Origin of the sequence: Brevibacterium antiquum (genome assembly GCF_016107655.1) — a bacterium.
Lineage (GTDB): Bacteria > Actinomycetota > Actinomycetes > Actinomycetales > Brevibacteriaceae > Brevibacterium > Brevibacterium antiquum.
On record NZ_JABASX010000007.1, the window covers coordinates 1 to 24508 of the forward strand.

The 24508-nt window shown below is 63.6% G+C and carries 22 protein-coding genes and 1 riboswitch; of the genes, 5 read left to right on the forward strand and 17 right to left on the reverse strand.

Annotation, left to right across the window (positions count from 1 at the left end; translation table 11 throughout):
* Positions 1–143: 143 nt before the first annotated feature.
* From JFC13_RS12490 to JFC13_RS12500, 3 genes are all read right to left on the reverse strand, one after another.
* Positions 144–956, reverse strand: a complete 813-nt coding sequence (locus JFC13_RS12490; RefSeq protein ID WP_198397415.1) for an endo alpha-1,4 polygalactosaminidase — start codon at positions 954–956, stop codon at positions 144–146.
* A 136-nt stretch (positions 957–1092) separates the two neighbouring features.
* The gene (locus JFC13_RS12495; RefSeq protein WP_198397416.1) at positions 1093–1473 is read right to left on the reverse strand and encodes a VOC family protein; all 381 of its coding nucleotides are present in this window, start codon (positions 1471–1473) and stop codon (positions 1093–1095) included.
* Between the two features lie 361 nt (positions 1474–1834).
* Entirely contained in the window at positions 1835–3040 is a 1206-nt protein-coding gene (locus JFC13_RS12500; protein ID WP_198397417.1) for a methyltransferase domain-containing protein, read from the reverse strand.
* A gap of 218 nt (positions 3041–3258) precedes the next feature.
* Here JFC13_RS12500 and JFC13_RS12505 point away from each other — a divergent pair, with 218 nt between their 5' ends.
* From JFC13_RS12505 to JFC13_RS12515, 3 genes are read left to right on the forward strand one after another with little or no spacing between them, the layout of a single operon-like run.
* Positions 3259–4683, forward strand: coding sequence for an amidohydrolase family protein (locus JFC13_RS12505; protein ID WP_332839406.1), 1425 nt, complete (start codon positions 3259–3261; stop codon positions 4681–4683).
* Positions 4680–5405, forward strand: a complete 726-nt coding sequence (locus JFC13_RS12510) for a sulfite exporter TauE/SafE family protein (protein WP_198397418.1) — start codon at positions 4680–4682, stop codon at positions 5403–5405. The genes JFC13_RS12505 and JFC13_RS12510 overlap by 4 nt, the downstream gene beginning before the upstream one ends.
* A gap of 24 nt (positions 5406–5429) precedes the next feature.
* Positions 5430–6446 (forward strand): LacI family DNA-binding transcriptional regulator, encoded by a 1017-nt coding sequence (locus JFC13_RS12515; RefSeq protein WP_198397419.1) that lies wholly within the window; start codon positions 5430–5432, stop codon positions 6444–6446.
* 112 nt (positions 6447–6558) lie between these two features.
* Here the strand turns inward: JFC13_RS12515 and JFC13_RS12520 are convergent, their stop codons facing one another.
* The 5 genes from JFC13_RS12520 to JFC13_RS12540 form a co-directional block, all read right to left on the reverse strand.
* The gene (locus tag JFC13_RS12520; RefSeq protein ID WP_198397420.1) at positions 6559–7947 is read right to left on the reverse strand and encodes a uracil-xanthine permease family protein; all 1389 of its coding nucleotides are present in this window, start codon (positions 7945–7947) and stop codon (positions 6559–6561) included.
* Positions 7948–8091: 144 nt separating this feature from the next.
* Positions 8092–8658 carry a hypothetical protein gene (locus tag JFC13_RS12525; protein WP_198397421.1) on the reverse strand — a complete coding sequence of 189 codons (567 nt, stop codon included), beginning with the start codon at positions 8656–8658 and terminating at the stop codon, positions 8092–8094.
* Between the two features lie 93 nt (positions 8659–8751).
* Positions 8752–9534 carry a methyltransferase type 11 gene (locus tag JFC13_RS12530; protein WP_198397422.1) on the reverse strand — a complete coding sequence of 261 codons (783 nt, stop codon included), beginning with the start codon at positions 9532–9534 and terminating at the stop codon, positions 8752–8754.
* 251 nt (positions 9535–9785) lie between these two features.
* Positions 9786–10145, reverse strand: coding sequence for a DoxX family protein (locus JFC13_RS12535; RefSeq protein WP_198397423.1), 360 nt, complete (start codon positions 10143–10145; stop codon positions 9786–9788).
* Positions 10146–10173: 28 nt separating this feature from the next.
* The gene (locus JFC13_RS12540; protein WP_198397424.1) at positions 10174–10824 is read right to left on the reverse strand and encodes a TetR/AcrR family transcriptional regulator; all 651 of its coding nucleotides are present in this window, start codon (positions 10822–10824) and stop codon (positions 10174–10176) included.
* 128 nt (positions 10825–10952) lie between these two features.
* Here JFC13_RS12540 and JFC13_RS12545 point away from each other — a divergent pair, with 128 nt between their 5' ends.
* Positions 10953–12212, forward strand: coding sequence for an Nramp family divalent metal transporter (locus JFC13_RS12545; protein WP_198397425.1), 1260 nt, complete (start codon positions 10953–10955; stop codon positions 12210–12212).
* Positions 12213–12275: 63 nt separating this feature from the next.
* Here JFC13_RS12545 and JFC13_RS12550 read toward each other — a convergent pair whose 3' ends face one another.
* From JFC13_RS12550 to JFC13_RS12580, 7 genes are all read right to left on the reverse strand, one after another.
* Entirely contained in the window at positions 12276–13166 is an 891-nt protein-coding gene (locus JFC13_RS12550) for a metal ABC transporter permease (RefSeq protein WP_198397426.1), read from the reverse strand.
* Positions 13163–13906 carry a metal ABC transporter ATP-binding protein gene (locus JFC13_RS12555; RefSeq protein WP_198397427.1) on the reverse strand — a complete coding sequence of 248 codons (744 nt, stop codon included), beginning with the start codon at positions 13904–13906 and terminating at the stop codon, positions 13163–13165. Before JFC13_RS12555 ends, JFC13_RS12550 begins: the two co-directional genes overlap by 4 nt.
* Entirely contained in the window at positions 13903–14853 is a 951-nt protein-coding gene (locus JFC13_RS12560) for a metal ABC transporter substrate-binding protein (protein ID WP_232488578.1), read from the reverse strand. The genes JFC13_RS12555 and JFC13_RS12560 overlap by 4 nt, the downstream gene beginning before the upstream one ends.
* 173 nt (positions 14854–15026) lie before the next feature.
* Positions 15027–16571, reverse strand: a complete 1545-nt coding sequence (locus tag JFC13_RS12565; RefSeq protein WP_198397631.1) for a lipase maturation factor family protein — start codon at positions 16569–16571, stop codon at positions 15027–15029.
* A 209-nt stretch (positions 16572–16780) separates the two neighbouring features.
* Complete coding sequence (gene betT / locus JFC13_RS12570; RefSeq protein WP_198397429.1) at positions 16781–19027, reverse strand: choline BCCT transporter BetT; 2247 nt, start codon at positions 19025–19027, stop codon at positions 16781–16783.
* A 219-nt stretch (positions 19028–19246) separates the two neighbouring features.
* On the reverse strand, positions 19247–20344 hold the full coding sequence (locus tag JFC13_RS12575) for a hypothetical protein (protein ID WP_198397430.1): 1098 nt from the start codon (positions 20342–20344) through the stop codon (positions 19247–19249).
* Between the two features lie 121 nt (positions 20345–20465).
* Positions 20466–21146 carry a hypothetical protein gene (locus tag JFC13_RS12580; protein ID WP_198397431.1) on the reverse strand — a complete coding sequence of 227 codons (681 nt, stop codon included), beginning with the start codon at positions 21144–21146 and terminating at the stop codon, positions 20466–20468.
* Between the two features lie 86 nt (positions 21147–21232).
* Here JFC13_RS12580 and JFC13_RS12585 point away from each other — a divergent pair, with 86 nt between their 5' ends.
* The gene (locus tag JFC13_RS12585; protein WP_198397432.1) at positions 21233–21946 is read left to right on the forward strand and encodes a metal-dependent transcriptional regulator; all 714 of its coding nucleotides are present in this window, start codon (positions 21233–21235) and stop codon (positions 21944–21946) included.
* Here the strand turns inward: JFC13_RS12585 and JFC13_RS12590 are convergent.
* On the reverse strand, positions 21938–22360 hold the full coding sequence (locus JFC13_RS12590; RefSeq protein ID WP_198397433.1) for a hypothetical protein: 423 nt from the start codon (positions 22358–22360) through the stop codon (positions 21938–21940). The two genes, JFC13_RS12585 and JFC13_RS12590, sit on opposite strands and share 9 nt — an antisense overlap.
* A 33-nt stretch (positions 22361–22393) precedes the next feature.
* Positions 22394–22505, reverse strand: a riboswitch (SAM riboswitch).
* 140 nt (positions 22506–22645) lie between these two features.
* Positions 22646–24154, reverse strand: coding sequence for an inorganic phosphate transporter (locus JFC13_RS12595; RefSeq protein ID WP_198397434.1), 1509 nt, complete (start codon positions 24152–24154; stop codon positions 22646–22648).
* Positions 24155–24508: the final 354 nt, after the last annotated feature.

Consider the following 24508-nt stretch of genomic DNA (forward strand, 5'->3'; position numbering starts at 1 on the left):
GGTCGGTAAGTCCTGGTCGATCCAGGCGCCTGGATCGACCAGGACTTACCGACCGTTGCTCGTTGCTCGCCTTTCCTGGGATCTGAGTAACGGACGAATGTGAGGGCGACCCTGTGGTCGGGCCTTCGATGGTCGGAATGGGATCAGCAGTGGCGAGCTGTGTGGCGCGGGTTGTCGGCGACAGTGAGGTCGCGGTCGCGCAGAACGACTGAGCTCGGGGTCTCGGGATCTCCGCAGATGTCGTCCCAGTTGCGAGGGAGGTTGTCGGTGTATTCGATGTCGATGACCGCCTGGCCGTAGACGCGACTGTATTCATCGCACTCTCGGAAGGCGGAGCACTCTTCGGCGACGGCAAAATCGAAGCCGACTTCTTCGTGCAGAGTACGTGAGAATTCTGCGGCGTTCTTCTGTCCGACTGCGAGGCCGAGGTGATGAGAGAATTCGACGTAGGAGCTTGCCAGAGCTGCGTTGCCTTCCAGGGCGAGCACCTTCTGGGAGCGGGTGAACGAGTCGAAATTGTCGAACTCAACGGCATCGAAGCCCGCTTCGACACACCCGCGTATCCACGGACTGACCGTGTCGAAGACTCTCTCGCGCTTGTCATCGGTCGACGTGTCGATCAGAACCTCATCAGGCCACTCGGGATCGACAAGCGCCTTGCCATCTCTGGACAACAGCAGATCCGAGTCCCAGGCCTCGAGTTCATCCGGCTGTGTCTGAAAGCCATTGACGTAGCAGATCGAGTAGCGACCAGGGGCTGGTTCGACCGACCTGTCACGCGCAACGATGCTGACACCCTCAACTGGCTCGTACGCGCCGCCGAGTTGGTAGTCGGGGAGGCCCCCGACGGGCGGAACCTCCACCGCATGCGCTGCTGTCGTGGCGTCAGGGGGAGAGGTTCGGGTCGGATTCGATGCGCAAGCGGCGAGCGAGGCTGCGATCAATGCTCCGATCATCAGGATTGATCCTTCTCGCCGCATGCAACAGATCCTACACAGCCTGGTGAGCGATCCTGACCGACCAGCAAACCAGGCCGTGCAGCGGATCCGAGCCCGGCCGGCTCACCCAAGCCCGAGCCTCACGGGTACAGCCTCACAGGTACGGCTTCGTGATGAGCTCCAGATACATGCCGGACGGGTCCAGGAAGTACACGCCACTGCCGTCGTGTTCGGTGTTCGTCTCGTGCAGGCGAGTCCGCTGCGGGTCCGCCCAGTAGTCGAGGCCCCGTTCGTCCAACAGTGCCACCGCGCGATCGAAATGATCATCCGTGCAGATGAAGGCCATATGCACGGGCTGGATATCGAAGGTCGGCGGGGGAGTCGCGAACTGCAGCATCACACCCTCGTCGAACATGATGTTGGAGAAGACTCCCCACGACCGAGTGTGCTCGGCCTCGAGGACGTCGACGTAGAACTGAGCCGATTCCGCCGGATCGGCGGCGGCGATGATCGTGTGGTTGAAGATTGCTGACATGGTGTCCTTTCGAAAGGTGGATTCTGCGTGAGATATACCTTCGAAAGGGGGTGGACCGCGAATATCGTATTCGCGTCCACGTCGGCTCAACGGTCGACCGGGTTACCGATCCGTGAGCGGCTGAAAGCCTGTCCGGTCATGATCGACAGCTTAACCGATTTGAGGTCAGCCGCCCGTACGCAAGGAACATCAGGATCGTTGGAATCAGCCGCTCTAAGGCCATGGAAGCTCGAAACGGTTGGTAAGTCCTGGTCGATCCAGGCACCGGGATCGACCAGGACTTACCAACCGTTGCTTGCCGCCAGCCGAGTGTGAGAAGTCTTTGACGCTAAATGCAGGTGCTCTGTGCGCAGACGTCGGTTCACTGACGTCGCAGCACCACGGCGACCTCGAGATGCTTTGTATGCGGGAACATGTCGAAGACCCGGGCCTGGACGACCGCGTAGCTCGGCATCCGGTCGAGATCCTTGGCGAGGGTGAGCGGATTGCAGCTCGAGTAGACGATGTGCTCGACCCCGGAGGTTTCCAGGGCCGCCGACAGCCTGGCCCCGATCCCTCGCCGAGGTGGATTGACGATCACGCAATCCGGTTGTTCGCCGGTCGCCAGGTTCGCCTCGGTGAACTCCGTGGCATCACCAGCGATGAACTCGACCGCGGCACCTGACTGGGAGCCGACGCCGAGTTCGGCGGCGCTGATCTTCGCAGATTCGATGGCCTGCTCACTCAGTTCGACACCGGTGACCGTGCGCGCAGTCTGCTGAACGCTCGCCCCCGCGCAGGACAACGCGAACCCGCCCACGCCGCAGTACAGATCCCATAGCGAGGTCGGCGCAATCTCGTCGACCCAGTCGGCTACCTGGTTGTAGAGACAGATCGCCACGTCAGTGTTGGTCTGGAAGAAGGACTGCGGACGCAGGTGCAGGTCGACCCGGTCGAGGTTCATGCGCAGAGAACCACCGAGCAGCATCTCTTCCTGACTGCCTTCGAGTACGGCCTTGTGCTCCGGCAGCAGGTTGACGGAGATGACCGTCGCCGTCGGGATCAGCGCAATGAGCTGGTTGCGCCGCGATCGCAGCACGTCGAGGCCGTGCTGGGAGCGGACGACGAATCTGATCATCAGATCCCCTGAGGGGGCGGCGGTGATGTGGACGAATTTCAGCTCACCTCGGCGAGCTTGTACGTCATAGGAGTCGAGGTGCGAATCGTTGAGGAACTGACCGATGATCGGGATGATCGCGCGGATCTGCGGGGCTTGGATTCCGCACTCGCGCAGATCGACGCCGTGGAAGTCCTGATCCAAGATGCCCAAGGTGACTGCGCCGGCAGAACCGCCCACGGCGAGCTTCGCCCGATTGCGGAAATCGCGGTCGGGACCGACAGCGGCAGGCAGCCAGGCATCGGGGGAGTGATCGGCCAGCACCTGACGGCACCAGGCCTCTTTGTCCGCCACCTGATCGCGGTGAGGCGTTTCGATGAAAGTGCAGGAGCGGCACAGTCCGTCATTGAAATAGTGGCAGTTCAGTTGCCCGTCTTCCGCCGAGGTGAGGGTGAGGGGCAATGAAGTCATGCACCAATTTTACGGTCTCGGCCAGTGCCCCGCCCCAGGGTCGAACATCGTGCCCTCACCAGGGCAGCACACGGCGCTGGCCACAGACTTTCGGGCCGTTGACGCGCCCCAGCGCCGACCCGTAGACTAGAGCTGACCAAATCGATTTGGCTTTCTCGGGTGGAGACCTCCGCGCGATATCGTTGACCAGAGGAAAATGCAGGGTCGAAGAGGCCCCTGTGACGACGAAGGATGACATGACCCAGCTGCGCAATCTGCATCAGGCCCCGACACTGCTCATCCCCGAACAGGTCCTCCTTCCCGAGGGTCCGCAGTCTCACTATGGCGTCCTTGTGGCCCACGGTCGCATCGCCGACGTCGGCTCGCTCGAATCGGTTGCCGCTGAAGTCCCCGCCGATGTCTCCCGCATCGACCTGCCGGGGCGCCTCCTCATGCCGGGCTTCATCGACGCGCATCATCACCTCACGCAGTCCTTCGGCAAGTCACTCGTCTTCGGCGAACCCTCCGAGATCTTCCAGCGCGTCTGGGTGCCGATGGAGGCGAACATGGACGCCGAGGCCATCGACGTCGCTGCTCGTCTGGCCGCGTGGGAATCGCTGCGCGGCGGCTTCACCACGGTCGCCGATGCCGGCACTCGGGCCAGCGTCGATGTCTCCGCCATCTCCGACGTCACTGCCGATGTCGGACTGCGGTGCGTCCTCGGCGTGATCTGCAACGATTTGGGTGGAGGGGCGAAAACCGCGAACCTCGCCGAGGTGATCGCCGCCGCCGAACGCCACCTGAACAGGTGGGACGCCGATCCTCTGGTTCACCCCTCGCTGGCGGTCTCGATCCCCGAGGTCGCCTCGGACGAGGCCCTGATCGCCGTCACGCAGCTGGCACGCGAAGCAGGAGTCCCCTTCCAGACCCACCTCAACGAACATCTCGCCGCAGTCGAACGATCCCTCATCGCCAACGGGGAACGTCCGCTGGAACGGTTGGCCCGCCTCGGCGCCCTGGGTCCTGAACTTCTGGCCGCGCACGCCACCCTCCTGACTCCGCGCGAGATCCGACTCCTGGCCGAGAGCGGAGGAGCCGTGGCCTACAATCCGGTGGCGAGCTCCTGGAAGGGCAACGCGGTCGCACCCGCTCTGCTCATGAACGAACTGGGAATGCGTGTGGGACTGGGTACCGACGGCACGCGCTCGGACGCCTTCCGTCTCCTCGATGCCGCTGAAACAGCACAGAGACTGACCGGCGGGACCACCGTCGGCGACTCCTCGAGCGGCGGAGGCTGGACCTGGCTCGAACAGGGACTGCGCGGGGGAGCCGACGCAGTCGGCCTAACCGGACAGGTCGGAGAGATCGCACCCGGAGCACTTGCGGACCTCCTCGTGATCGACCTCGAGGTTCCCGAATTCGTGCCGTCCTGGGATGTGCCCTGGGAACTCGTGCGCATCGCCAACCGCGATCAGATCGAGGCAGTGATCGTCGATGGCAGACTCCGACTTGAGAAGGGGTGGCCTGTCGACTGGGACGGACGCGCCTTCCTTGAGAGTGCCCGCGAGGTCTCCCAACGAGTCGTCGCCGATTCTCCGATCACCCGCATCGACCCATCGGCGAGCGAGCATCGGGCCGCGTGGATGAGTGAGCACCGCCGGTGACGGTCCTCGGCCTCTCGATCCTCGCCTTCAGTATCGTCGCGATCACGGTGCTGCTCTCAGCCTTCGTGCAGGGCTCGACCGGCATGGGCTTCGCGATGATCACGGCACCCGTCGTCAGCTTCATCGACCCGAGCCTCATCCCCGTGATGCTGCTCGTGCTGATGATCCCGCTGAACTTCTACGTTGCTGCCCGGGAACGATCCGACATCCACTGGCACGGAGTGAAATGGATCAGTGTGGGCCGCTTTGCCGGCACGTTCTTCGGGCTGTGGATCCTCGTCATCGTCAACCTCCACCAACTCGCTCTGCTCATCGGCTGGTCGACGCTGGTGGCCGCCGTCATCGCGCTCCTGGCCCCGAAGTTCGCTCCGAACAAACCCGTTCTGGCCATCGTCGGCCTCATCACCGGGGTCACAGAGACCTCGACGGGTATCGGCGGACCGCCCTACGCCCTGGCCTACCAGCACAGTCCTGGCCCGGAGCTGCGCTCCACGGTGGCCGTGTGCTTCCTCGTCGGGGAGGTCATCTCGCTGATCGTCCTGGCCATCAGCGGTCAGGTGAACGGGCCGACGATGCTGTTCACACTCGCCATGCTGCCCTTCTTGGCCATCGGTTCGTTCCTCAGCCGATACGTCCACCACCGCCTCGACGGCCCGGTGCTGCGCTACATCGTCCTCGGCTTCGCGATCGTCTCGGGCGCCATCGTCATCATCCAGTCATGACCCCTCGTCCAGTAGTCTGAGGTCATGGGAGATTCTTCGCGTCCGAGCCGGGCCACGATCGCCGATGTGGCACGTGAGGCCGGTGTCTCGCGCACGACCGTCTCCCATGCCCTCAACGGTCTGGGCAAGGTCAATTCCGCGACTCGGGACAAGGTCAAAGAGGTCGCCGCCCGCCTCAACTATCGACCCAGCGTCCGGGCTCAGAGCTTGCGCTCCGGCCGCTCCCAGACGCTCGCGCTGCTGTCATCGATGCCCTCGGCTATCTCCGCCGGGCCGTCTCAGCTGGGCTTTTTCACCGAGCTCGCGATGGGCTGCGCCCGCACGGCACTGCTCGAAGGCTATGTTTTCGTCCTCGCTCCGCCCGACGGCGATGCGAATCCCGTCGACCGGCTCGACATCGACGGAGCGATCCTCCTCGAGCCCGCGACCGATGACCCCATCGCCGCAGCACTGAACGAACGAGGAATTCCGTTCGTGGCGATCGATGGTCCGTCGAGTCAACGGACAGTGGACCTGCACCATGAAGAGACCGCAGAGCTCCTCGTCGCACATCTCGTCGAGCGCGGAGCACAGCACCCGGGGCTCGTCGTGGGTTCGGATCGACGCAGATCGCAGGCTGCCGCCCGGGAGGCCTATGAGGCTGCTGCCGCTCGTATCGGCTTCACCCCTGTGATCGCCGAGGCGGACGAAAGTGATGGTGAAGACGGCGGGTACCGCGCATCGACTCAGCTTCTGGAAGAGCATCCAGAGGTTGACGGACTGATCGTTCCCATCGATGCATTCGCGACCGGTGCCGTGCGAGCAGGTCAGGAAGCGGGACGGACCATCGGAGACGATCTGCTCATCGCCACACGGTATGACGGTCTGCGCGCCCGCACGAGCACACCACCGCTGACCGCTGTCGATCTGGGACTCGATGAGATCTCGAGCGAGGCCGTCGAACGCCTCGTCGGTATTCTCGACGGAGAATCCGAACCGGAAGCCTCAAGTTCATCCGCACCGACCCTCGTGGTCAGGGAATCGACCTCCGGGCCCGCCTGATCGACCGTCGGGCTCGCCTGATCGTCTCAGCGGTCCTGCCTGATCGACTTCCCAGCCTGTCTGATCGACTTTCCAGCCTGCCTGATCAGATCAGCAGAGCCGTACCGCCACATCAGATCCGGTAGTCGCCGGGGCGCTGATCCAGGTGGCTGGGATCGTCGATTGCCGTCCGAGACTTCGGGTGCCTGTTGCGCTTGCCCGTGTGGTGGAAGAGCAGGTTGAGCAGAACTGAGACGAATGCGGCCATCGCGACTCCGCTGCCCAACAGCGAGGCGACGTTGGGAGAGAGCTGCGAGTACATACCCGGAATGAGCACCGGGAGAAGCCCGGCGGCCAATCCGACGGTGGCCGTGATGAGGTTGCCGGTCTGGTTGAAGTCGACCTTGGCGAGCATCTGTATGCCCAGAACGGCGATGATCGCGAAGACCACGACCGCCGTTCCGCCGACGACTGCCGCCGGAATGCCGTTGAGGATCCTGGCGATGGGGCTGATGCCGATGACGATGAGGAGGACGCCGGCGAAGGCCGTGACGAACCTGCTGCGCACACCCGAGGCACGCACAATGCCGACGTTCTCACCGCTGGTGACCATCGCTGGTGTGCCGAAGACTCCACCGAAGATCGTGATGATGCCGTCTGCGCGGATCAGCCGTGGAACGTCGCGACTGGCATCGACCTTCTTCTCGACGATCTCGCCGTTGATGATCGTCTGTCCGGTCGCCTCGGCCATGGAGGCCAATGCCCACAGCAGCATCGGAATCGCGGCGATGACATCGAACTTCGGGGTGCCGAAGGGAAAGAGCGTCGGGGCCGCCAGCAGCGGGCCGCCGGTCTGTGCGGCGAAGTCGGTCACGCCCATGAACGCGGCGACGATGGTGCCGCCGATGAGTCCGAGTGCGACCGAGAGCTTGCCGAGCATTCCGCGCAGGAAGCGGAAGCACAGCACGGTGATGGCAACCGTGATGAGGCCGAGCAGCAGGTTCTGCGGATCGCCGAACTCCTTGGTGTCGGCCTCACCGACGATGAGCTTGCCGGTGACTTGGACGAGGTTGACGCCGATGACGATGACCATGATCCCGATGACCAGCGGCGGGAAGAATTTGAGCAGTTTCACGAACAGGGTGACTGCCAGGATGTAGAAGACGCCGGTGAGGATGACTGCGCCCACGGCTGTCTCGATGTCGGTGCCCTGGCCGATCGTGATGAACAGGACCGTGGCTGCGCCGCCGGGGAGCATGACGAAGGGCAGTTTGACGCCGATCTTCCATACGCCGACGGATTGGAGTATCGACCCGAGGCCGGAGAAGATGAAGACCGCCGCTAAGATCGCCGAGGTGGCAGCCTCATCGAGGTTCAATGCGCCGGCGATGAGGAAGACCGAGGAGATCGGTGTGGCCACCATGACCAGGACGTGCTGAATGGCGAACGGGATGAGCCTGTGCATCGGCCGGAGCTGATCGACGGGATGAACGGTCTCGGCTGCTTCGGGTGCGGCGGTCATAGGACTCTCCTCGGAAACGCATCATGATCAAGCCCAGCATCATTGGAGGCCAAATCGATTTGTCTAATCGTCCCTGGAGAGACGGATCGTGTCAAGAGTCAGTCTGAATATCGGACGAAACCGAGGCTGGACTGCGCGAGAGCCTCAGGCGAAGATGAAGCTGAGGATCATGAAGGACCCGAAGGAGATGAAGGGGGCTAGGACGGCGATGGCGACTGCGACGATGCCCTGAGTCCTGGCGCGGCCAGTGGCGACTGAGACGATGCCCATGATGAGACCGGTGACGCCGAACGCGGCACACAGGACCTGAAGGCCGGCGAGTGCGATTGCGAGGTTCTGGTACCAGCTGGGAACGTCGGAGAAGTAGTACCCGAATTCAGCCTCCGAGGGTCCGATGGTGACGCCCAGGACGATCGAGCCGAGCAGTGACAGTCCCGCGGCGACGATTGTGAGGACCAGGGCGACCTTGCCCAGCAGCGGGCGGTGAGCACCTGTCGGTGATGCCCCGTCGTGATCGGTCTCCGCGCTGGGTGAAGCGGGTGAAGTGGGTGACTGACCAGAGCTGTGCGCGTGATTGGCGCTGCGATGATCGGCGCTGCGATGACTGGCCTCGTGCGCGTGACTTCCCAGTCCCAGCGCCGCGGTATAGGGCTGCTGAGCAGCCAACTCGTCATCGGTGGGCTGAGGGTACATGAAGTCCGGCGAGGTCATGTCTTCGACACTATCGACGCCGCCCCCTGCCCGCCCATGCGGCTTACCTGTGACCGAGGTCGGGAAAACCTGACCATCTGCCGAGGCAGATGGTCAGCGTTCGGCGACGATGAGGAAGCGCTTCTGCGTGACCTCGATCGGAGAGCGGCGGGCCGCCAGCCGGTCGAGGGCGACGAGGTTGTCCGCCACCGTGAACCCCGGTACATCCCAGGGGATATAGGCGAGGTATTCGATGACCGCCTCGACGTCGGCGAACTCCATCGTGCCGGTCCACTCGTCGGCATCGGTGATGGTGAACCCCTGTTCCTCGAGCTCATTGAGGCGCGGTCCGAGCCGGTTCTGTGGAGCCTCCGGCCGGCCTCCGAACCAGAGCCTGAACTCGGAGGCTTCCGTGCCGTCGACCTGCTGAGTGAGGAAGCCTCCGTCGGGCTTCACGACTCGAGCGAGCTCGGCTGGATCGTAGCTCTCATGCCGGCTCATCACGAGGTCGAAGAAATCGTCGGGCCACGGCATGGGCTCGCCGCTCTCGCTGTCGTACTCGCGGACCTCGATGTCGTATTCCGCCAGCGCCGAGGTGGCCACGTCCAGATTCGACTTCCACCCCTCGCTGGCATGGACCACAGATTCGCGACCGAGGAAGCCCCCGACTGCACTGACGCGCCTGACGAGGTCGCGAAGGCGCTCGCCGCCACCGGTTCCCATGTCGAGACAGGCGGCTGACTTCGCCATCGCCTTGGCACAGCTCAGTTCAAAATCCCAGGGCGGTTCGTCGGCTCTCAGTCGGGAGCCGAGTGCGGCGAAGTCCCACCCGGTCATCACTGCGGTCTCGTGGATCCACGTCCAACGGGCGTATCGATCCTCTGCAGATTCGGCCACGCTGCCAATCCTTCCGTCTCGCGAACGCTCGACCCTGGCGACTGCCATTGGGCCGCAGTGCCAAATGTTCGGCCGCAGTGCCGGTCATTGTGGAGTTGCGTGCGAGAAATCGCTGGCAATCGAACGCAACTCCACAATGAAATCTACCGCAAGGGGTCACGCGCTTCCACAGGTGAAGACAAGTTCTCAGTCGCAGGCGCCGAGACGATTCTGCGGTGTCCTGGCGGCGGCACAGAGCCGGACGCCGTGGCTCAGACGAGGAAGCAGAAGACGAGGATGAGGACATTGAGTACGAGCAGTCCCAGGCAGTTGACCCAGAAGTCGCGGCCGACGTAACCGGCACGCAGATGGGCTGCGGCAGCGGTGAGGAAGTAGACGATGAGGCCGACGACCGCAGCCAGGCCGACGCCCGGAATCCAGAAGCCGGCGACCAGCCCGGCTGCCGCGAGGAACTTCACCACCGCGAGCACCCACCACCAATCGCGCGGGAGTCCTACTCCGTCAAGGCAGGCGGCGATGGCCTTCGGCGGCCAGAATGTCAGGAAGCCGTCGACGAGGACGATGAAGGCCATCACCGCCACCGGCCACCAGGGATCGGGGAGCAAGGTCATGTTGAACTCCTTATATCGGGAGACGGCGTCATATGGGCCGCCTCAGCTGGGTGTGGAACGCGATGCTGTCCGAGAGGGCCTCGGTCGCTTCGTTAAGACTCATATCGCTGGCCGCCCACCGGAACAGGATGCCGAGGTAGGAGTCATAGAGCGCGACGGCACTGGCCTGGGCATACGCCTCGCTGATCCCGATCGAGACCAGACTCGACGATAGTTTGTCCTGCAGGTCCGCCGCCAGAGTTTCGAACACCTGAGGCTTGCCGACCACGCGCATCAGCGCGGCCGCGTAGTCCCGGGACAGGTCCTCGTGAGCGGCGAAGAACTCGAGAAACGGCAGGAAGATCCCCACCAGGTGGTTCTGCACCGCCGAGGTGGCCGCTGGCCTGGCGCGGGTTCGCGTCGATTGCGTCGCCTCCGTGAGGGCACGTGCCCGAGCGGGGAGAGTGTAGGTCCCGGACTGGAGCTGGCCGATCCATCGGTCGTAGCAGCGAACGAGGAGGACGTCCTTGTCGCCGGCGGCCATCACCCTGCCCACGGACACCTCGGCGCGTTTGGCGATGCTCCTGACTGTCGTGGTCTTGTAGCCGAATTCGAGGAACAGATCGGCGGCGGCAGAGATGACCTTCTCCTCGGTCCTCAGCCGACGATCTGCACGTGAGTGAACATGTTCAGTGGGCATAGTCGAATCGTAGGCCTTTCTGTGTTCAGTGACCAGGGGCAATCGAATGCGGAAGCCCAGTCCCGTGCGGAAGCGCAGTCCCGTGAGGAGATGTTGCCCGCAGGGGAAAGTCAATGTACGTTAACTTTATGAACGTCGATCCACCGAACACCGGCACTTCCCTCACTGCGGCGCGCCCGAAGAAGGTCTCAACGTTCTTCCTCCTGGGGCCGGCCTTCGTCGCGGCGATCGCATACGTCGATCCCGGCAACGTCGCCGCGAACCTCAGTGCAGGCGCCCAATATGGATATCTGCTCGTGTGGGTCCTCGTCGCGGCCAACCTCATCGCCGTTCTCGTGCAGTACCTGTCGTCGAAGCTCGGTCTTGTCTCCGGGCAGTCGCTGCCAAGCCTCCTCGGGAACAGGCTGAGCCGCCGGTCACGACTGGCGTATTGGGGGCAGGCGGAGGTCGTGGCCATCGCCACCGACATCGCCGAGGTGATCGGTGGTGCCATCGCCCTGAAGATCCTCTTCGACCTGCCGCTGCTTCTGGGTGGGGTCATCGTCGGCGTCGTGTCTCTGTTTCTGCTCTCGATCCAATCCACCCGTGGTCAGCGCCCCTTCGAAACGGTGATCATCACCCTGCTCGCAATCATCGCCATTGGCTTTTTAGCAGGGCTGTTCGTCGGCGATGTGAATTGGGGACAAGCGGCAGGTGGAATCGTGCCCAGACTTGAGGGCACGAACTCGGTGGTCCTCGCTGCCAGCATGTTGGGTGCGACCGTGATGCCCCACGCGATCTACCTGCATTCGGCGCTGTCCGTCGACCGGCACGGCGCGGCACCGCGTGCGTCGATTCCCCAGCTGCTCAGGGCCAGCCGGTGGGATGTCGTGCTCTCCCTCGTTATCGCAGGCTCAGTCAATATCGCCATGCTTCTGCTCGCCGCTGCCTCGCTGCGCGGCCAGGACGGGACCGACACGATCGAGGGTGCGCACGCGGTCGTGTCGGCCAACCTCGGCGAGGTTGTGGGCCTGTTCTTCGGAATCGGACTGCTCGCCTCCGGCCTGGCCTCGAGCGCTGTCGGGTCCTATGCGGGGGCCTCGATCATGCAGGGCCTGCTGCGGGTCAACGTCCCGATCGTGTGGCAGCGGGCGGTGACCATGATCCCGGCACTCGTCATCCTGGGAATCGGAGCGGACCCGACCTGGTCGCTCGTTCTCAGCCAAGTCGTGCTCAGCCTCGGCATCCCGTTTGCGATGATTCCCCTGGTCAGGCTCACGATGAACCGGACGGTGATGGGTCAGTACGCGAACTCACGGATCATCACGATCGTCGCGATCCTCGCCTCGGCGCTCATTATCGCCCTCAATATCGTGCTCATCGTGCTTCTGGCACTCGGCATCGACTGAGTCGGATCCGCCAGACCGGGGGTGACGTCGATGTCGTCAGTCGCGACTGCGCGGCCCCGGCGGTCAATGCGGGGCAACGGAGGAGCTCGTGTTGACCATCTCCCGCCGCCTGCGCATAGACAGGCGCCGACCGATCAGTCCGTGCCGGGGGCTGAAGAGGTAGACGAGGGCGAAGGCGGCACCTTGGGAGAGCACGACCATGCCTCCCGAAGCGGTGTCGAGGTAGTAGCTCGCATAGAGCCCGACCAGCGCACAGCCGACCGAAATCGCCGGGGCGATGAGAAGCATGCGTTGGAACCGGTCGGTGAGCAGATAGGCGGTGGCGCCGGGGATGATGAGCATGGCGACGACGAGGACCACCCCGACGGCCTGCAGCGCGACGACGGAGGTGAGCGCGAGCAGGCCGAGCAGAGTCGCACCGAGGAGCTTCGGATTGAGCCCCAGAGCATGAGCGTGAGTGGGATCGAAGGCGAAGAGGGTGAAATCCCGATTCTTCGCCGCAAGCACCGTCAGGGTGATGACGCCGAGGACGGTCACCTGAAGCAGCTCGGAGGAGGAGACGCCGAGGAGGTTGCCGAAGATGATGTGGTTGAGATCCGTGTGCGAGGGGACGACGGAGATGAGTACGAGCCCAAGAGCGAACAGCGTCGTGAACACAATTCCGATCGCGGCGTCCTCCTTGATCCGGCTCGTATCACGCACGGCGCCGATGAGCGCGACGGCGAGGAATCCGAAGACCACGGCCCCCAGCGCGAACGGTGCGCCGAGGACATAGGCGAGGGCGACTCCGGGTAGCACAGCATGCGAGACCGCATCTCCCATGAGCGACCAGCCGATGAGCACCAGCCAGCACGAGAGCACGGCGCAGACGATGGACGCGATCAGGGTAGTTGCCAGTGCGCGAAGCATGAAGTCATAGCTCATTGGTTCGAGTAGGAGGTTGAAGGCGGTCATGTTGCTGCACCTGCGTTCAGTACGTCGAGGCCGAAGGCCAGGGCGAGGTTCTCGGGCTGGAGGATCTCCTGGGGGTCGCCTTGGAGCAGAACCCTGCGCATGAGCAGAATCGCCTCGTCGGCTAAGTCGGGCAGTGCGTGCAGGTCGTGGGTGGACACGAGCACTGTGGCACCTGCGGCGGCGAGTTCCCTCAGTAGGCTGGTGATCGTGGCTTCGGTGCGTTTGTCGACACCGGCGAAGGGCTCGTCGAGCAGGAGGATCGTGGCACCCTGTGCGATTCCCCGGGCAACGAAGGCCCGCTTCTTCTGTCCACCCGAGAGCTGGCCGATCTGACGGTCGGCGTACTCGGTGAGTTCGACGCGTTCGAGTGCCTCATCGACCGCCTCGCGGTCGGCTCTCTTCCGCAGGCGCAGCGGCCCCATGTGTCCGTACCGGCCCATCATGACCACCTCACGCACGGAGAGAGGGAAGTCCCAATCGACGTCCTCGCTCTGCGGAACGTAGCCGAGGATACCGGCCCGCCGTGCCGAGGCAGTGGATTCGCCGTTGATGGCGACGGTACCGAAATCGGGCGCCGCCATGCCCATGATCGCCTTGAACAGCGTCGACTTTCCGGACCCGTTCATGCCGATCAGACCGCAGATCCGGCCCGGCTCGAGGGTGAAGGAAGCACGGTCGAGAGCCACGACGGGCCCGTAGTGGACGGTCACTTCGTTGACGGCGATGGCGGGAGTGCTCATGAGTTCTCTCCTGTCAGGGCTTCGGTGATCACAGACGCGTCGTGACGGATGAGATCAAGGTAGGTTGGGACCGGGCCGTCGGCCTCGGAAAGCGAATCGACGTAGAGGGTGCCACCGAATTCTGCATCGGTGGCTTCGACGACCCGTTCCATCGGGGCCGGAGAGACCGTGGACTCGCAGAAGACTGCGGGCACGTCGTTGGCTTCGACGAATTCGATCGCCGAGGTGATCTGACCGGGTGTTGCCTGCGCTTCGGCGTTGACCGGCCAGATGAACTTCTCGGCCAGTTCAGCATCCCTGGCGAGGTAGGAGAACGCGCCTTCGCAGGTGACGAGGGCCTGCTTCTTCTTCGGCAGTACTGACAGGTCCGCGAGGAGTTCGTCCTGGACGTCCTGCAATTGGGTGCTGTAGGCCTCGGCCTGGTCGTGATAGTCCTCGGTGTGATCGGGATCGAGGTCGCTGAAGGCCTCTGCCATGTTCTGCGCATAGATCTGCACATTGAGCGGGCTCATCCAGGCATGCGGGTTGGGTTTGTCGGCGTATGCGTCCGCGGTGATCGAGAGCTCCTGGACTCCTTCGCTGACGACGGAATGGGGGACATCGAGGTCGCCGACGAACTGCTCGAACCACTGCTCGAGATTCAGTCCGTTGTCGAGGACGAGGTCGGCCTGCGAGGCTCTGCGAATGTCTCCGGGGGTGGGCTCGTAGCCGTGGATCTCGGCACCGACCTTGGTGATCGACGCGACGTCGAGATGCTCTCCGGCGACGTTCTCTGCGATGTCGGCGAGGACGGTGAATGTGGTGAGGACGACAGGCTTGCCTCCCTCGCCGACGTCCGATTCGGGCGCGGAGCTGCCGGCTGTGCAGGCGGTGAGACCGAGTGTGAGGGCGCACGCGGTGACGGCTGTCAGTGTGCGGGCAGGATTGTGGTGTCTGAGGTGGGGCAAGGCGGCTCCTGAATCGGAAACTGGTGCCCGAGCCTGAGTCAGGATCGGAAAGTTAATGCACATTAACTTTAGGCCTGGCTGAGCAGCGGAGCAAGTTTCTCACCTGCGCAATTGCGCAAATCGGGCCGTGGAGGCGCTTAGCTCAGCGGGGGCGTCCGGTTCTGCAGAGCCGTTCATCCCTCCCGCAGGTCCGTGGGCTCGACCATGGTGCGAGGATTCGACCTCACCCACCACGGCCGAGGCTGTCCGTCCTCCCGTGCCTGCCGTCGTTCCTCACCGGTGGCGTAGCGGTAGGTGAAGATCCGGACCCGGATGAGAGCCGGTGCCTGACCGTCGAAGGGGTCAGGGCCCAGCTGCGTTCGGATCTGCGCGTCCCCGTCACCGATGCGTTCGAGCAGCGCATAGAACCAGGACTGCCGGTAGTCACCGAGGGCCGCGAACCACATCAGCCAGTCCAGGCGCAGGTGATAGGGCGCAACGATCGGGGAACGACGATGCACGTCCCCGGGTTTGCCCTTGAACACATAGGGCCGCCAGTCTCCCGAGTCCATCGTCGCATCGGCATCCAGGGTGCCTTCGATGATGATCTCGTCACGGGTCTCAGTCATCGACCCGAAGGCGCCATAGGCGTTGCCCAAACCCCACCGATTGAAGCTGGCATTCATCTTCTGACGTGGCGAGAAGAGGTTGCGCAGGGCGGGGACGTTGAGCACGCATTGCCACACGACGAAGGCCGCAATGAGGATCGCCCACCACAGCGGTTGGACTTCGGCCGACCCGGCCGACCCGAACTCAGCGTTCGACGTCGACCATCCCGCCACCTCGGCGAGGGACCCGATCGGCCAGCCCCACCCGGGCCAGGGCCCACCGACGATCCAGGCTAGGAACGAGTCGCTGATCCCGGCGAAGGCAAGCAGGATCGTCGCCCAATTCAGCCAGGCATAGTTGCCGGTGGTGACGAGTGCGAGCTGTGTGATGATGATGGCGACGGCGGCGAAGGATGCGATGGGTTGGGGCAGAAACAGCAGCCACGGTGCGATGAGTTGGACGACGTGACTGCCAAGAGTCTCACCGCGATGCCACCATCCGGGCATCAGATGGGCTCGGCGACTGAAGGGGCCCGGCATCGGCTGGGTCTGATGGTGATAGTCCATGGCGGTCAGATTCCGCCAGGAGCTGTCCCCGCGCATCTTGATCATGCCCGCCCCGAACTCGACGCGGACGACGAACCAGCGGAGGAAGAAGATCATCAGCAGCGAGGGAGCCACCTCGTGAGAGCCGAGGAATCCGACGAGGAATCCGGCCTCGAGCAGGAGCGATTCCCAGCCGAAGCCGTAGAAGCGCTGCCCGATGCTCGAGATGGAGAAGTAGAGCCACCACATGAGTCCGAACACCGGGATCGTCGTCCACGCGGGCCCGGCCTGGGGGAGGCCGACGACGACGGTCACCGCCGCGATCATGCCGATGCCGCACACGATGCGCAGCCGCCGGTCGGTGTAGGTGAAGCGCTTCCACCGGAACAGGCTCGGTGCCTGAGCGGAGGTGGTGGCCGCGATGAACCGTGGTGCTGGAGTCAGCCCATGGTCGCCCAGCAGGGCGGGGAACTGGTTCCAGGCGCTGAGGAAGGCGATGAAGAAGAGGAGACCGAATCCGCGCTGGAGGACCTCGCGGGCGATCGTATAGTCCTCGGCTGACAAGAATGACAGCACCGCGTTCATGTCCACGGCGAACCACCTCCCGGTTCTCGCATCCGTGTGGGTCTCGCCGAGCCCACGACATCCCTGACTCGACTATGGTGCCAAGGACGCGATCGTGCAACACCCCGATGAATGCGCCGAGGCTGCCCCCGGTGTCGGGGACAGCCTCGGTTCACGTTCGGCTCGGTTCTCCAGCTGGCTGGTTCAGCGGGCCTGCACGGTCTGGTGCATCAGCGGCCTTTGCCGGCAGGTTCCGATTCGACTTCCTCGACCTGTTCGACTTCCTCGGCCGAGGTGGGCACCGCCGGAATCGAATCCGTGGCCGGGGGACTCGGAGGCGTGACGACCGACTGGTACGAGTGCTCATGCGAATAGGCGAGGAACGACAGGTGGTTCTCGTACCGATCGAGGACGTCGTCGATGATCTGCTGCCCACTCAGACCCATGAGGTCATAGCCCTCGGAACCGGTCTGGGTGAAGACCTCGATCCGGTAGTACACGTCATCGCCGCGCGGGGCATTGCGTGCACCGAATGAGGGAACATTGTGTTCGACAGCGGCGACCTGGTAGTGGAAGTTGCGCTGTTCGTCCATGTCGACGATGAGCGTGAACTCCGTGATCCCCGATTCCGGGCCGATCTCCTGAGTCAGCTCGACAGTGTATTCGAGTTCGCGGAACTCGGCGGCCACAGCTTCCAGAGCCGGTTCGACCACCTCGTTGACGAACCTGTCCACGGACTTCTTCGATGGGTAGGAGCGCAGAGTGGCCAGGCGCTGACGCCACGTCTTCTCCGGGGTGCGGCCACCGTGGACGGCCGTGGTCCGACGCTTGCGGGTCCGGCCCTCCCTCTCTGCTCGCTCCATGCGCAGCACCTTTGAGAAGGAGGCCATGACGAGGTAGGCGATGACCGTCACCGGCAGGGCGAAGATCAGGGTCGCGTACTCCATCGTCGTCACCCCTCCCGCGACGAGCATGGCGATGGTCAGCACAGCGGTGACGACGGCCCAGAAGATCCGCAGCCATTTCGCTCCGTCTTCCTCAGGGTTGGGGATGGTGGAGCTGAAGTTCGACATCACCATCGCACCCGAGTTCGCACTCGTGAGGTAGAAGAGCAGACCGGAGAGCGTGGCCAGGCCGATGAGGAACGTCGAGCCCGGGAACATGTCGAGGAGGGCATACCAGCCCTGTTCGGGTGAGTCGATGGCCTGCTGAGCGAAGTCCCTGTTGCCGCTGAAGACCTCTGAGAGGGCGGAGTTGCCGAAGATCGAGACGATGATGAAGTCGCAGATCACGGGCGCGGTGATCGCAGCGATGACGAACTCGCGCAGTGTGCGTCCACGGGAGATGCGGGCCAGGAACAATCCGACGAAGGGACCCCAGGCCAGCCAGAATGCCCAGAAGAACAGCGTCCAGGCGCCCATCCAGGCAGAGCCGTCATCGACATAGGCGAACGTGGACAGGGTGCGCTCTGGCAGAGTGAAGATGAAGCGGCCGATGTTCTCGACCAATGCATTGAGTAGGAAGGCCGTCTTGCCGGTGACGAGGATGTAGAGCATCATCGCGGCACAGGACCAGAGGTTGAGCTCAGAGACCAAGCGGATGCCCTTGTCCACACCGGAGGTGCAGGCCGCGATCGTCATGATGACCGCAACGATGACGAGGGCGATCTGGAGTGCGAGGCCCTGCTGCAGACCGAAGAGTTCGGAGAAGCCGACGTTGAGCAGGACGACGCCGATGCCCATCGAGGTGGCTACGCCGAAGACGGTGCCGACGAGCGCGAAGATGTCGATGACGTCACCGGTGGCTCCGCGCACCCGTTTGCCCAGCAAGGGGTAGAGGACTGCGCGGATCGACAGGGGCATGCCCCAGCGGTAGGCGAAGTAGCCCATGGCCATGCCCAGCAGCGAGTACATCGACCAGCCGGCGATGCCGTAGTGGAACATCGTCCACACCACGGCGTCCTGCGCGGCGGCCGCCGACTCGGGATCGGCGTTGACCGGCTGCAGGAACTGGGTGATCGGCCCAGTCACCGAATAGAAGAGCATGTCGATGCCCACACCCGCGGCGAAGAGCATCGCGACCCAGGTGAAGAGGTTGTACTGCGGCCGGGAATGGTCCGGGCCCAGACGCACCGAACCTTCTTTGGACAGGGCGACCCAGAGGACGAAGGTGATGACGACGGTGACCGTGAGGACGTAGTACCAGCCGAGGTTCGTCGCGATCCAGTCGACGATCGACTTCATCGTCGACTGCGCGAAGTCGGGCATGAGCATCGCCCAGATCGAGAAGCCGAGGATCACCGCCGAGGAGATGATGAAGACCTTCCAGTTGACCCGGGATCCCCGCTCGTCCGTGAGCTCGGCGGGACCGCGGCTCATCTCCGTGCTGGAGATCGGAGGGCGCTTCTCGGGGTCGACGTCTCGGGCAGATCTGTCGGTACCGCCGAAGCGCTCACGTTCGACGATGGGCCGTTTCATCTTCTCTCCGTTGGGATCCTGCACGCATAACCTCCGGTCGGAAACTCTGGACTCGCCCAAAAGGGCACCGATCTATCGTAGACTCTCGGTGTTTTGCCAGGGACTCCGCCCCCTATTTTCAGGGCAAGTTCGTTACGTTCAGGTAGCTCGCGTGGCCCGGCAGAGGCTGCGAGGAGGGACCGTGACGGTCTGGCTCTCAGCCGTGGACCAGGTCGGAGCTCAGCCGCGGAGTTGTCCGGTTCGTGCGAGACGACTGACCGCCTCGGCGAAGGCCCGGGACTGTTCGGGATCTCCACCGACGACGCGCATGTCCTGGCGGTCGCGGAAGTGCGCAGTCGTCATCAGATCGTGGCCCACTCGCTCAGAACTGGCGCCGAGGAGCTGCCCGGGACTGGCCTGTTCGAGAATGAAGGTCCGATCGGATCCGAGGATCGAGGCACGGACGAACCTCTGATTCGTGGCGATGAGCATCTGCGGTTCCGGGGTCCGCTCGCTCTTGAAGTGCATGAGCAGCTGCTCCCCATCTCGGAGCATGTCGAACGGCGGCGGACCTGGAGCGGGCCGGCGTTGATGATCGGGACCGAACTGCTCCGAACGCCGTCGCTCCCGAGCACTCAGTCGGGGGTGGTTCGCATCGTAGCGATCCACTCGGGCGATGGCCCAGGCGCGGGCGCCGATGACGGTGATCAGGGTCAAGGGCACAGCGAGTGCGGCCATCGTCAGCGCCGCGCCGGTCGACTGCTCTGGGAGGAATATGAAACCGACAGTGATGCCGAGGGCGACGATGAACATGATGACCATCGCCGTGATGAAGAGACCGAACCGATCCCGGTTGAACGCCTCGGCGATGGAGGCGAACATGAACCCGATATTGGTGCTGGCCCAGCACAGGAGGAAGAGGGTCAGGGCGGGAACTGGCGATGTAGCGTAGTCGCCCCACACCGTTCCCGGACGTCCCGGGAATTCGGCGAACGAATGCCAGATGAACACCGAGGCTGTGCAGAAGACCGCGAAGATGGGTCCCACCGACAGCACCTTGTACCAGGGCTGTCGGATGAAACCGGTGTACGAATCGGGTGCCTTGGGAAGGTGGGAATCGGCGGCCGCAGCGGCTGGCTTCGAAGAGTCATCCTCGTCGAAGAAGACGATCGCAATCGAGTGATAGAGGCCAAGCAGGCCGAAGCACGCCGTCGCGGCGCCTTTGGGGTCGAAATCCCCGATGCGGCTGGCACGGGGGTCGATGCCGGCGTTCGCAAGGGCGAAGATGACCACCATGAATAGTGCGAGAGCCACTGCATAGACCAGAGTCGTGCTCAACTTATGCGTCCTCATCCTCATGCTGTGATTCTTCCAGGCTGCACCTTCTCCCGCAGGCGAAAGTTGTTCCAGATCCGCGACCCCTCGTGTCGGGGCGGAACAGACTGAACCCGGGCTGAGGTCAGACTCGGGCCGGAGCTTTGGCCAGTGCCAGCTTCCGTGCACCGATGAGCAGTGGAATCGTGACCAGCAGAGCGAGACCGGAGGCGAGGAAGCCTGCGACGGGGTCTGCGAACTCGAGCCTTCCGAACGCCATCATGACCGCGGCGCCGAGACCGATGAAGAGGAAGAGCGCGAGAATCGAGAGAACAACGATTGTGCGCACGAGCATCGCCACAGATAGGTATGCGAGCCCGATGTTCGTACTCGCCCAGGCTGCTGCGAAGACCGCGAGAAAGGGCAGTGGGGTGGAGAAGAATTCTGCCCATAACGTGCCCGGGGCACCGGTGTCGACGGCGAAACCGCGACAGATCAGCATCGTCAGGGACAGGCAGGCGGCCTGGATCAGTCCCATCATCAGGATTCCGCCCAAGGAATACTCGTTGAGCACGATGAGGAATGTCGGTCCCGCCCCTTCACGTCGCTGCCGCTCGTACATCGAGGACCGGCGCCCGAACGAGACCACGACAGAGATCACCGAGAACAGTCCAAGAAGACCGAACCCCAGACCGGGCGCATTCGACGGGTCGGCAGTGTCGTCAGATCTCAACGGCTGTCCGGCATTCATCGCAGCGAAGATGCCGATGAAGAGGACAGCGGTGATCACACCGGTGGTGATGGTGCGGCCGAGGTGCATGGTCATCGTCGTCTGCTCCGCTGGGTCTGCTCAGGTCTCGCCCTCGACTGTAGACGAGGACCGATGATGATCCCATCGGCTACGCTGGGCGCATGCGTGCAGGCGAAGTGTCCGAGGTCAGCCAGGACTATCTCAAGGCGATCTGGTCGGCCCAGGAATGGGGCGGGACACCGATGACTGCCACCGAGTTGGCGAACCGGTTCGGCACCACGAAGGCCAACGTCACCGAGGTGCTCAAACGTCTCGACGAACTCGGGCTCATCGTCCGCGTGCCCTATCGCCCTCCGGTGCTGACCTCGAAGGGGGAGACGATAGCGCTATCGATGGTGCGTAGGCATCGCCTGCTCGAAACGTTCCTCGTCGAATCCTTGGGCTATGGCTGGGACGAGGTCCACGATGAGGCGGAGATCCTCGAACATGCGGCCTCGGACCGGCTTGTCGATCGCATCGACGCGTTCCTCGGCCGTCCCCAGGCCGATCCTCACGGGGACCCGATCCCCGGCCCCGACGGGAAGATCGAGTCCCATGAGTCCTCGCTCCTCCTCGCTGAGGCTGGTCCCGGGTCCTACACGGTCATCCGGGTCTCGGACGCGGACCCCTCAGTCCTTTCCCACCTCGCCGAGGTGGGGGTGCGACCGGGTGCACGCCTCGACGTCACCGAGAGAGAAGGCGGCGGAGCTGTCTCGATTTCGGTGTTCAGCGAACCTCTCGCATCGAAGCAGCCCGGAGCAGGACAGAGCGACGTGAAACGCATAGACGTGGATCGTCCGGTCGCCTCGGCGGTGTATCTGAAGGCATCAGGTTGATGTCGCGAACAGGAGCACCAGTTCGGCCGCTGTCCCCGGTGAGAGACCATCTTTGAGCACCAGCCGTGGCCACTCTTGCCAGAGCTCGGCTTCGAACGGGACGCCCGGAACCTGGTTGCGGTGGGTGACCTGGCGATGGAGCGGATGTGACCTGAAGGAACTCGGATCGATCACATGGAGCACTGCGAATAGTGAGTGGTAGAGGATCGGTGTGAATCCACAGTCGCGTGCCTGTTCGGCCGTCCGAGCCCAACCAGGTGCCGCGACCGGAGTTCCTCTCCTGATCGCCGCCGACATCTGAGCCTTGATGCTGGCTGGCAGGGGGCCAGGAGAATGGTGGAGGATTACACGGCTCCATTCGAGGGCTTCTGTTTCGGAGAATCCCGGCCAGCGCTCGGTTGCCTCGTGAGACACAGTGACACTCGTTTCTCGGGCACCATGCGCCCGGATCGAATCTTGCCAACACCATGTGGCGCTGACCCGTTCTATCCCTGGGGCACCCGGTCGATGACGGGTTGCCGCGTGGCCGGCCAGGTACCGATGGCCACGACTCGTGAACGTGTTAATGATTCTAGCGGCAGAGGCTGACATGGATGTCAGAAGCGGAACCGTCGGTGTCGATATCCCCACCGGTGTCGGTGAATGAGGAAGTCGCCTCGGCGGCCCGCTGTGTAGGCCGCCGAGGCGACTATCGGAGGGTCAGCCGAAGAACGTGCGCAGACTGAGGACGCTGATGGCACCGATGCTCGCGGCGGCCGGCAGGGTGATGACCCAGGCCATGGCGATCGGCTTCATCAGCTTCCAGTTCGCCGATCGGTTGACCAGACCTACGCCGATGATCGCACCGATGAGGATGTGGGTGGAAGAGACGGGCAGGCCGCTGACTGAAGCCGCCATCACGACGGTCGCGGCAGCGAGCTCGGCGGCGAAGCCGGATGCAGGGTGGATCTCCGTGAGTTTGGTCCCGACCGTGGCGATGACCTTGCGGCCGATGAACCAGAGGCCGGCGACGAGGGCGATCCCGCAGGTGAGCATGGCAGCGAAGGGGACGGTCGCCTCGGAGCTGATGTTGCCGGTCTTGAGTACGTCGAGGACTGCGGCGAAAGGCCCGATCGCGTTCGCAATGTCGTTGGAGCCATGGCTGAAGGCGAACGCCGAGGCGGTGAACACCTGCATCCAGGAGAAGAGGACGTAGGTCGCACGGGGAACAGTCTGCTTGCGCAGGGTCTTGGCGAAGACGAAGACGGCCATCCACACGGCGAGGCCGATCATCGCCATGACGAGGGTGCCTCCGACGGCGCCGACTGCAACATCGAGATTCTTCAGGCCCTTGAACAGGAGCATTGCGGTGAGGATGACGGCACCGCCTGCGGCGATGAGCGGAACCCAACGTTGAAGTGTGGAGTGCGAACCGACCGACTGATCGTCCGAAGCCGTGGTATCGGGATCGCGTTCAAGGTCCATTCCGGGGTCCGCAGCGTGGCTGCTCTCGCCGGTGGGAGCCAGCATGTGGGGTTTCAGGGTCTTTGACAGGGCATCGCCGAGGACGTACTTCTTGATCGCCCCGTAGATGAGGAAGGCGACGAGTGCGCCGAGCGCGGGGGAGAGGACCCAGGAGATCGCGATCATGCCGACTTCTGACCACTGCACCATGGCGAAGCCTCCGGTGCCGGTGACGAAGCCGATGGTCAGGGAGGCGCCGATGATGCCGCCGATGATCGAGTGCGTGGTCGAGACCGGCCAGCCCATGCGAGTGGCGATCAGCAGCCACACTGCCGCACCGAGGAGGGCAGCCATCATGATGTAGACGAACTCCATCGGGTCGAGGGAGACGGCGCCGAGGTCGACGATTCCGCTCTTGATGGTGTCAGTGACATCGCCGCCGGCCAGCAGCGCACCGCTGACCTCGAAGACAGCCGCAACAAGGAGCGCCTGCTTCATCGTCAGGGTGCCTGCACCAACCGAGGTGCCGAAGGCGTTCGCCACATCGTTGCCTCCGATGTTGAAGGCCATGAACGCACCGAAGATGACCGTCGTGATTAGCACCATGCGCGGTGCGCCCTGGCTGACATAGCCGAATGACCACAAGGTGAAGGCGATGAGAGTGATCGCGAGCAGCAGGCCGAAGGCCAGGTGCCAGCGACGATCATTGCTGCGGCCGACGGTCTGCGTCGGTGTGAAGGTCTCTGGTGCCAGAGCCTGGGTCATGCGCGTCTCCTAGCGAAGATCATGAGATGTATTTCCAGCTGTCTCCCATGATTCGCACTCTGGATGTCCGCAAGGTTAAGGGGTGGATGAATGGAAGATGAACACACTCAGCTCCTCCGGCGAACAGGAGATGCACAATAGCCGTAGTTTATCGTGTGTTTACGTGAAGTTCCTGGTCAGATGGTATACAGCCGCCATCTGATCCGAGCTCAGTGAGTATGTCTGCCGAGCGGAATTCTGGTTGTGATGATGGACACGCGGGCACGATTGGCTCGTGCCCGCGTGTGGTGTGGCCGTCAGCTGTCAGTCCTCAGCCGTCAGCCTTGGCGCCGTGGCAGATTCCACCGCGGCTGA

Bases quoted from the DNA above. Each gene is read 5' to 3' on its own strand.
- JFC13_RS12490 (WP_198397415.1), bottom strand. From the start codon at position 956: ATGATCGGAGCATTGATCGCAGCCTCGCTCGCCGCTTGCGCATCGAAT.
- JFC13_RS12495 (WP_198397416.1), bottom strand. From the start codon at position 1,473: ATGTCAGCAATCTTCAACCACACGATCATCGCCGCCGCCGATCCGGCG.
- JFC13_RS12500 (WP_198397417.1), bottom strand. From the start codon at position 3,040: ATGACTTCATTGCCCCTCACCCTCACCTCGGCGGAAGACGGGCAACTG.
- JFC13_RS12515 (WP_198397419.1), top strand. From the start codon at position 5,430: ATGGGAGATTCTTCGCGTCCGAGCCGGGCCACGATCGCCGATGTGGCA.
- JFC13_RS12520 (WP_198397420.1), bottom strand. From the start codon at position 7,947: ATGACCGCCGCACCCGAAGCAGCCGAGACCGTTCATCCCGTCGATCAG.
- JFC13_RS12525 (WP_198397421.1), bottom strand. From the start codon at position 8,658: ATGACCTCGCCGGACTTCATGTACCCTCAGCCCACCGATGACGAGTTG.
- JFC13_RS12535 (WP_198397423.1), bottom strand. From the start codon at position 10,145: ATGACCTTGCTCCCCGATCCCTGGTGGCCGGTGGCGGTGATGGCCTTC.
- JFC13_RS12540 (WP_198397424.1), bottom strand. From the start codon at position 10,824: ATGCCCACTGAACATGTTCACTCACGTGCAGATCGTCGGCTGAGGACC.
- JFC13_RS12545 (WP_198397425.1), top strand. From the start codon at position 10,953: ATGAACGTCGATCCACCGAACACCGGCACTTCCCTCACTGCGGCGCGC.
- JFC13_RS12550 (WP_198397426.1), bottom strand. From the start codon at position 13,166: ATGACCGCCTTCAACCTCCTACTCGAACCAATGAGCTATGACTTCATG.
- JFC13_RS12555 (WP_198397427.1), bottom strand. From the start codon at position 13,906: ATGAGCACTCCCGCCATCGCCGTCAACGAAGTGACCGTCCACTACGGG.
- JFC13_RS12565 (WP_198397631.1), bottom strand. From the start codon at position 16,571: ATGAACGCGGTGCTGTCATTCTTGTCAGCCGAGGACTATACGATCGCC.
- betT (WP_198397429.1), bottom strand. From the start codon at position 19,027: ATGAAACGGCCCATCGTCGAACGTGAGCGCTTCGGCGGTACCGACAGA.
- JFC13_RS12580 (WP_198397431.1), bottom strand. From the start codon at position 21,146: ATGACCATGCACCTCGGCCGCACCATCACCACCGGTGTGATCACCGCT.
- JFC13_RS12585 (WP_198397432.1), top strand. From the start codon at position 21,233: ATGCGTGCAGGCGAAGTGTCCGAGGTCAGCCAGGACTATCTCAAGGCG.
- JFC13_RS12595 (WP_198397434.1), bottom strand. From the start codon at position 24,154: ATGACCCAGGCTCTGGCACCAGAGACCTTCACACCGACGCAGACCGTC.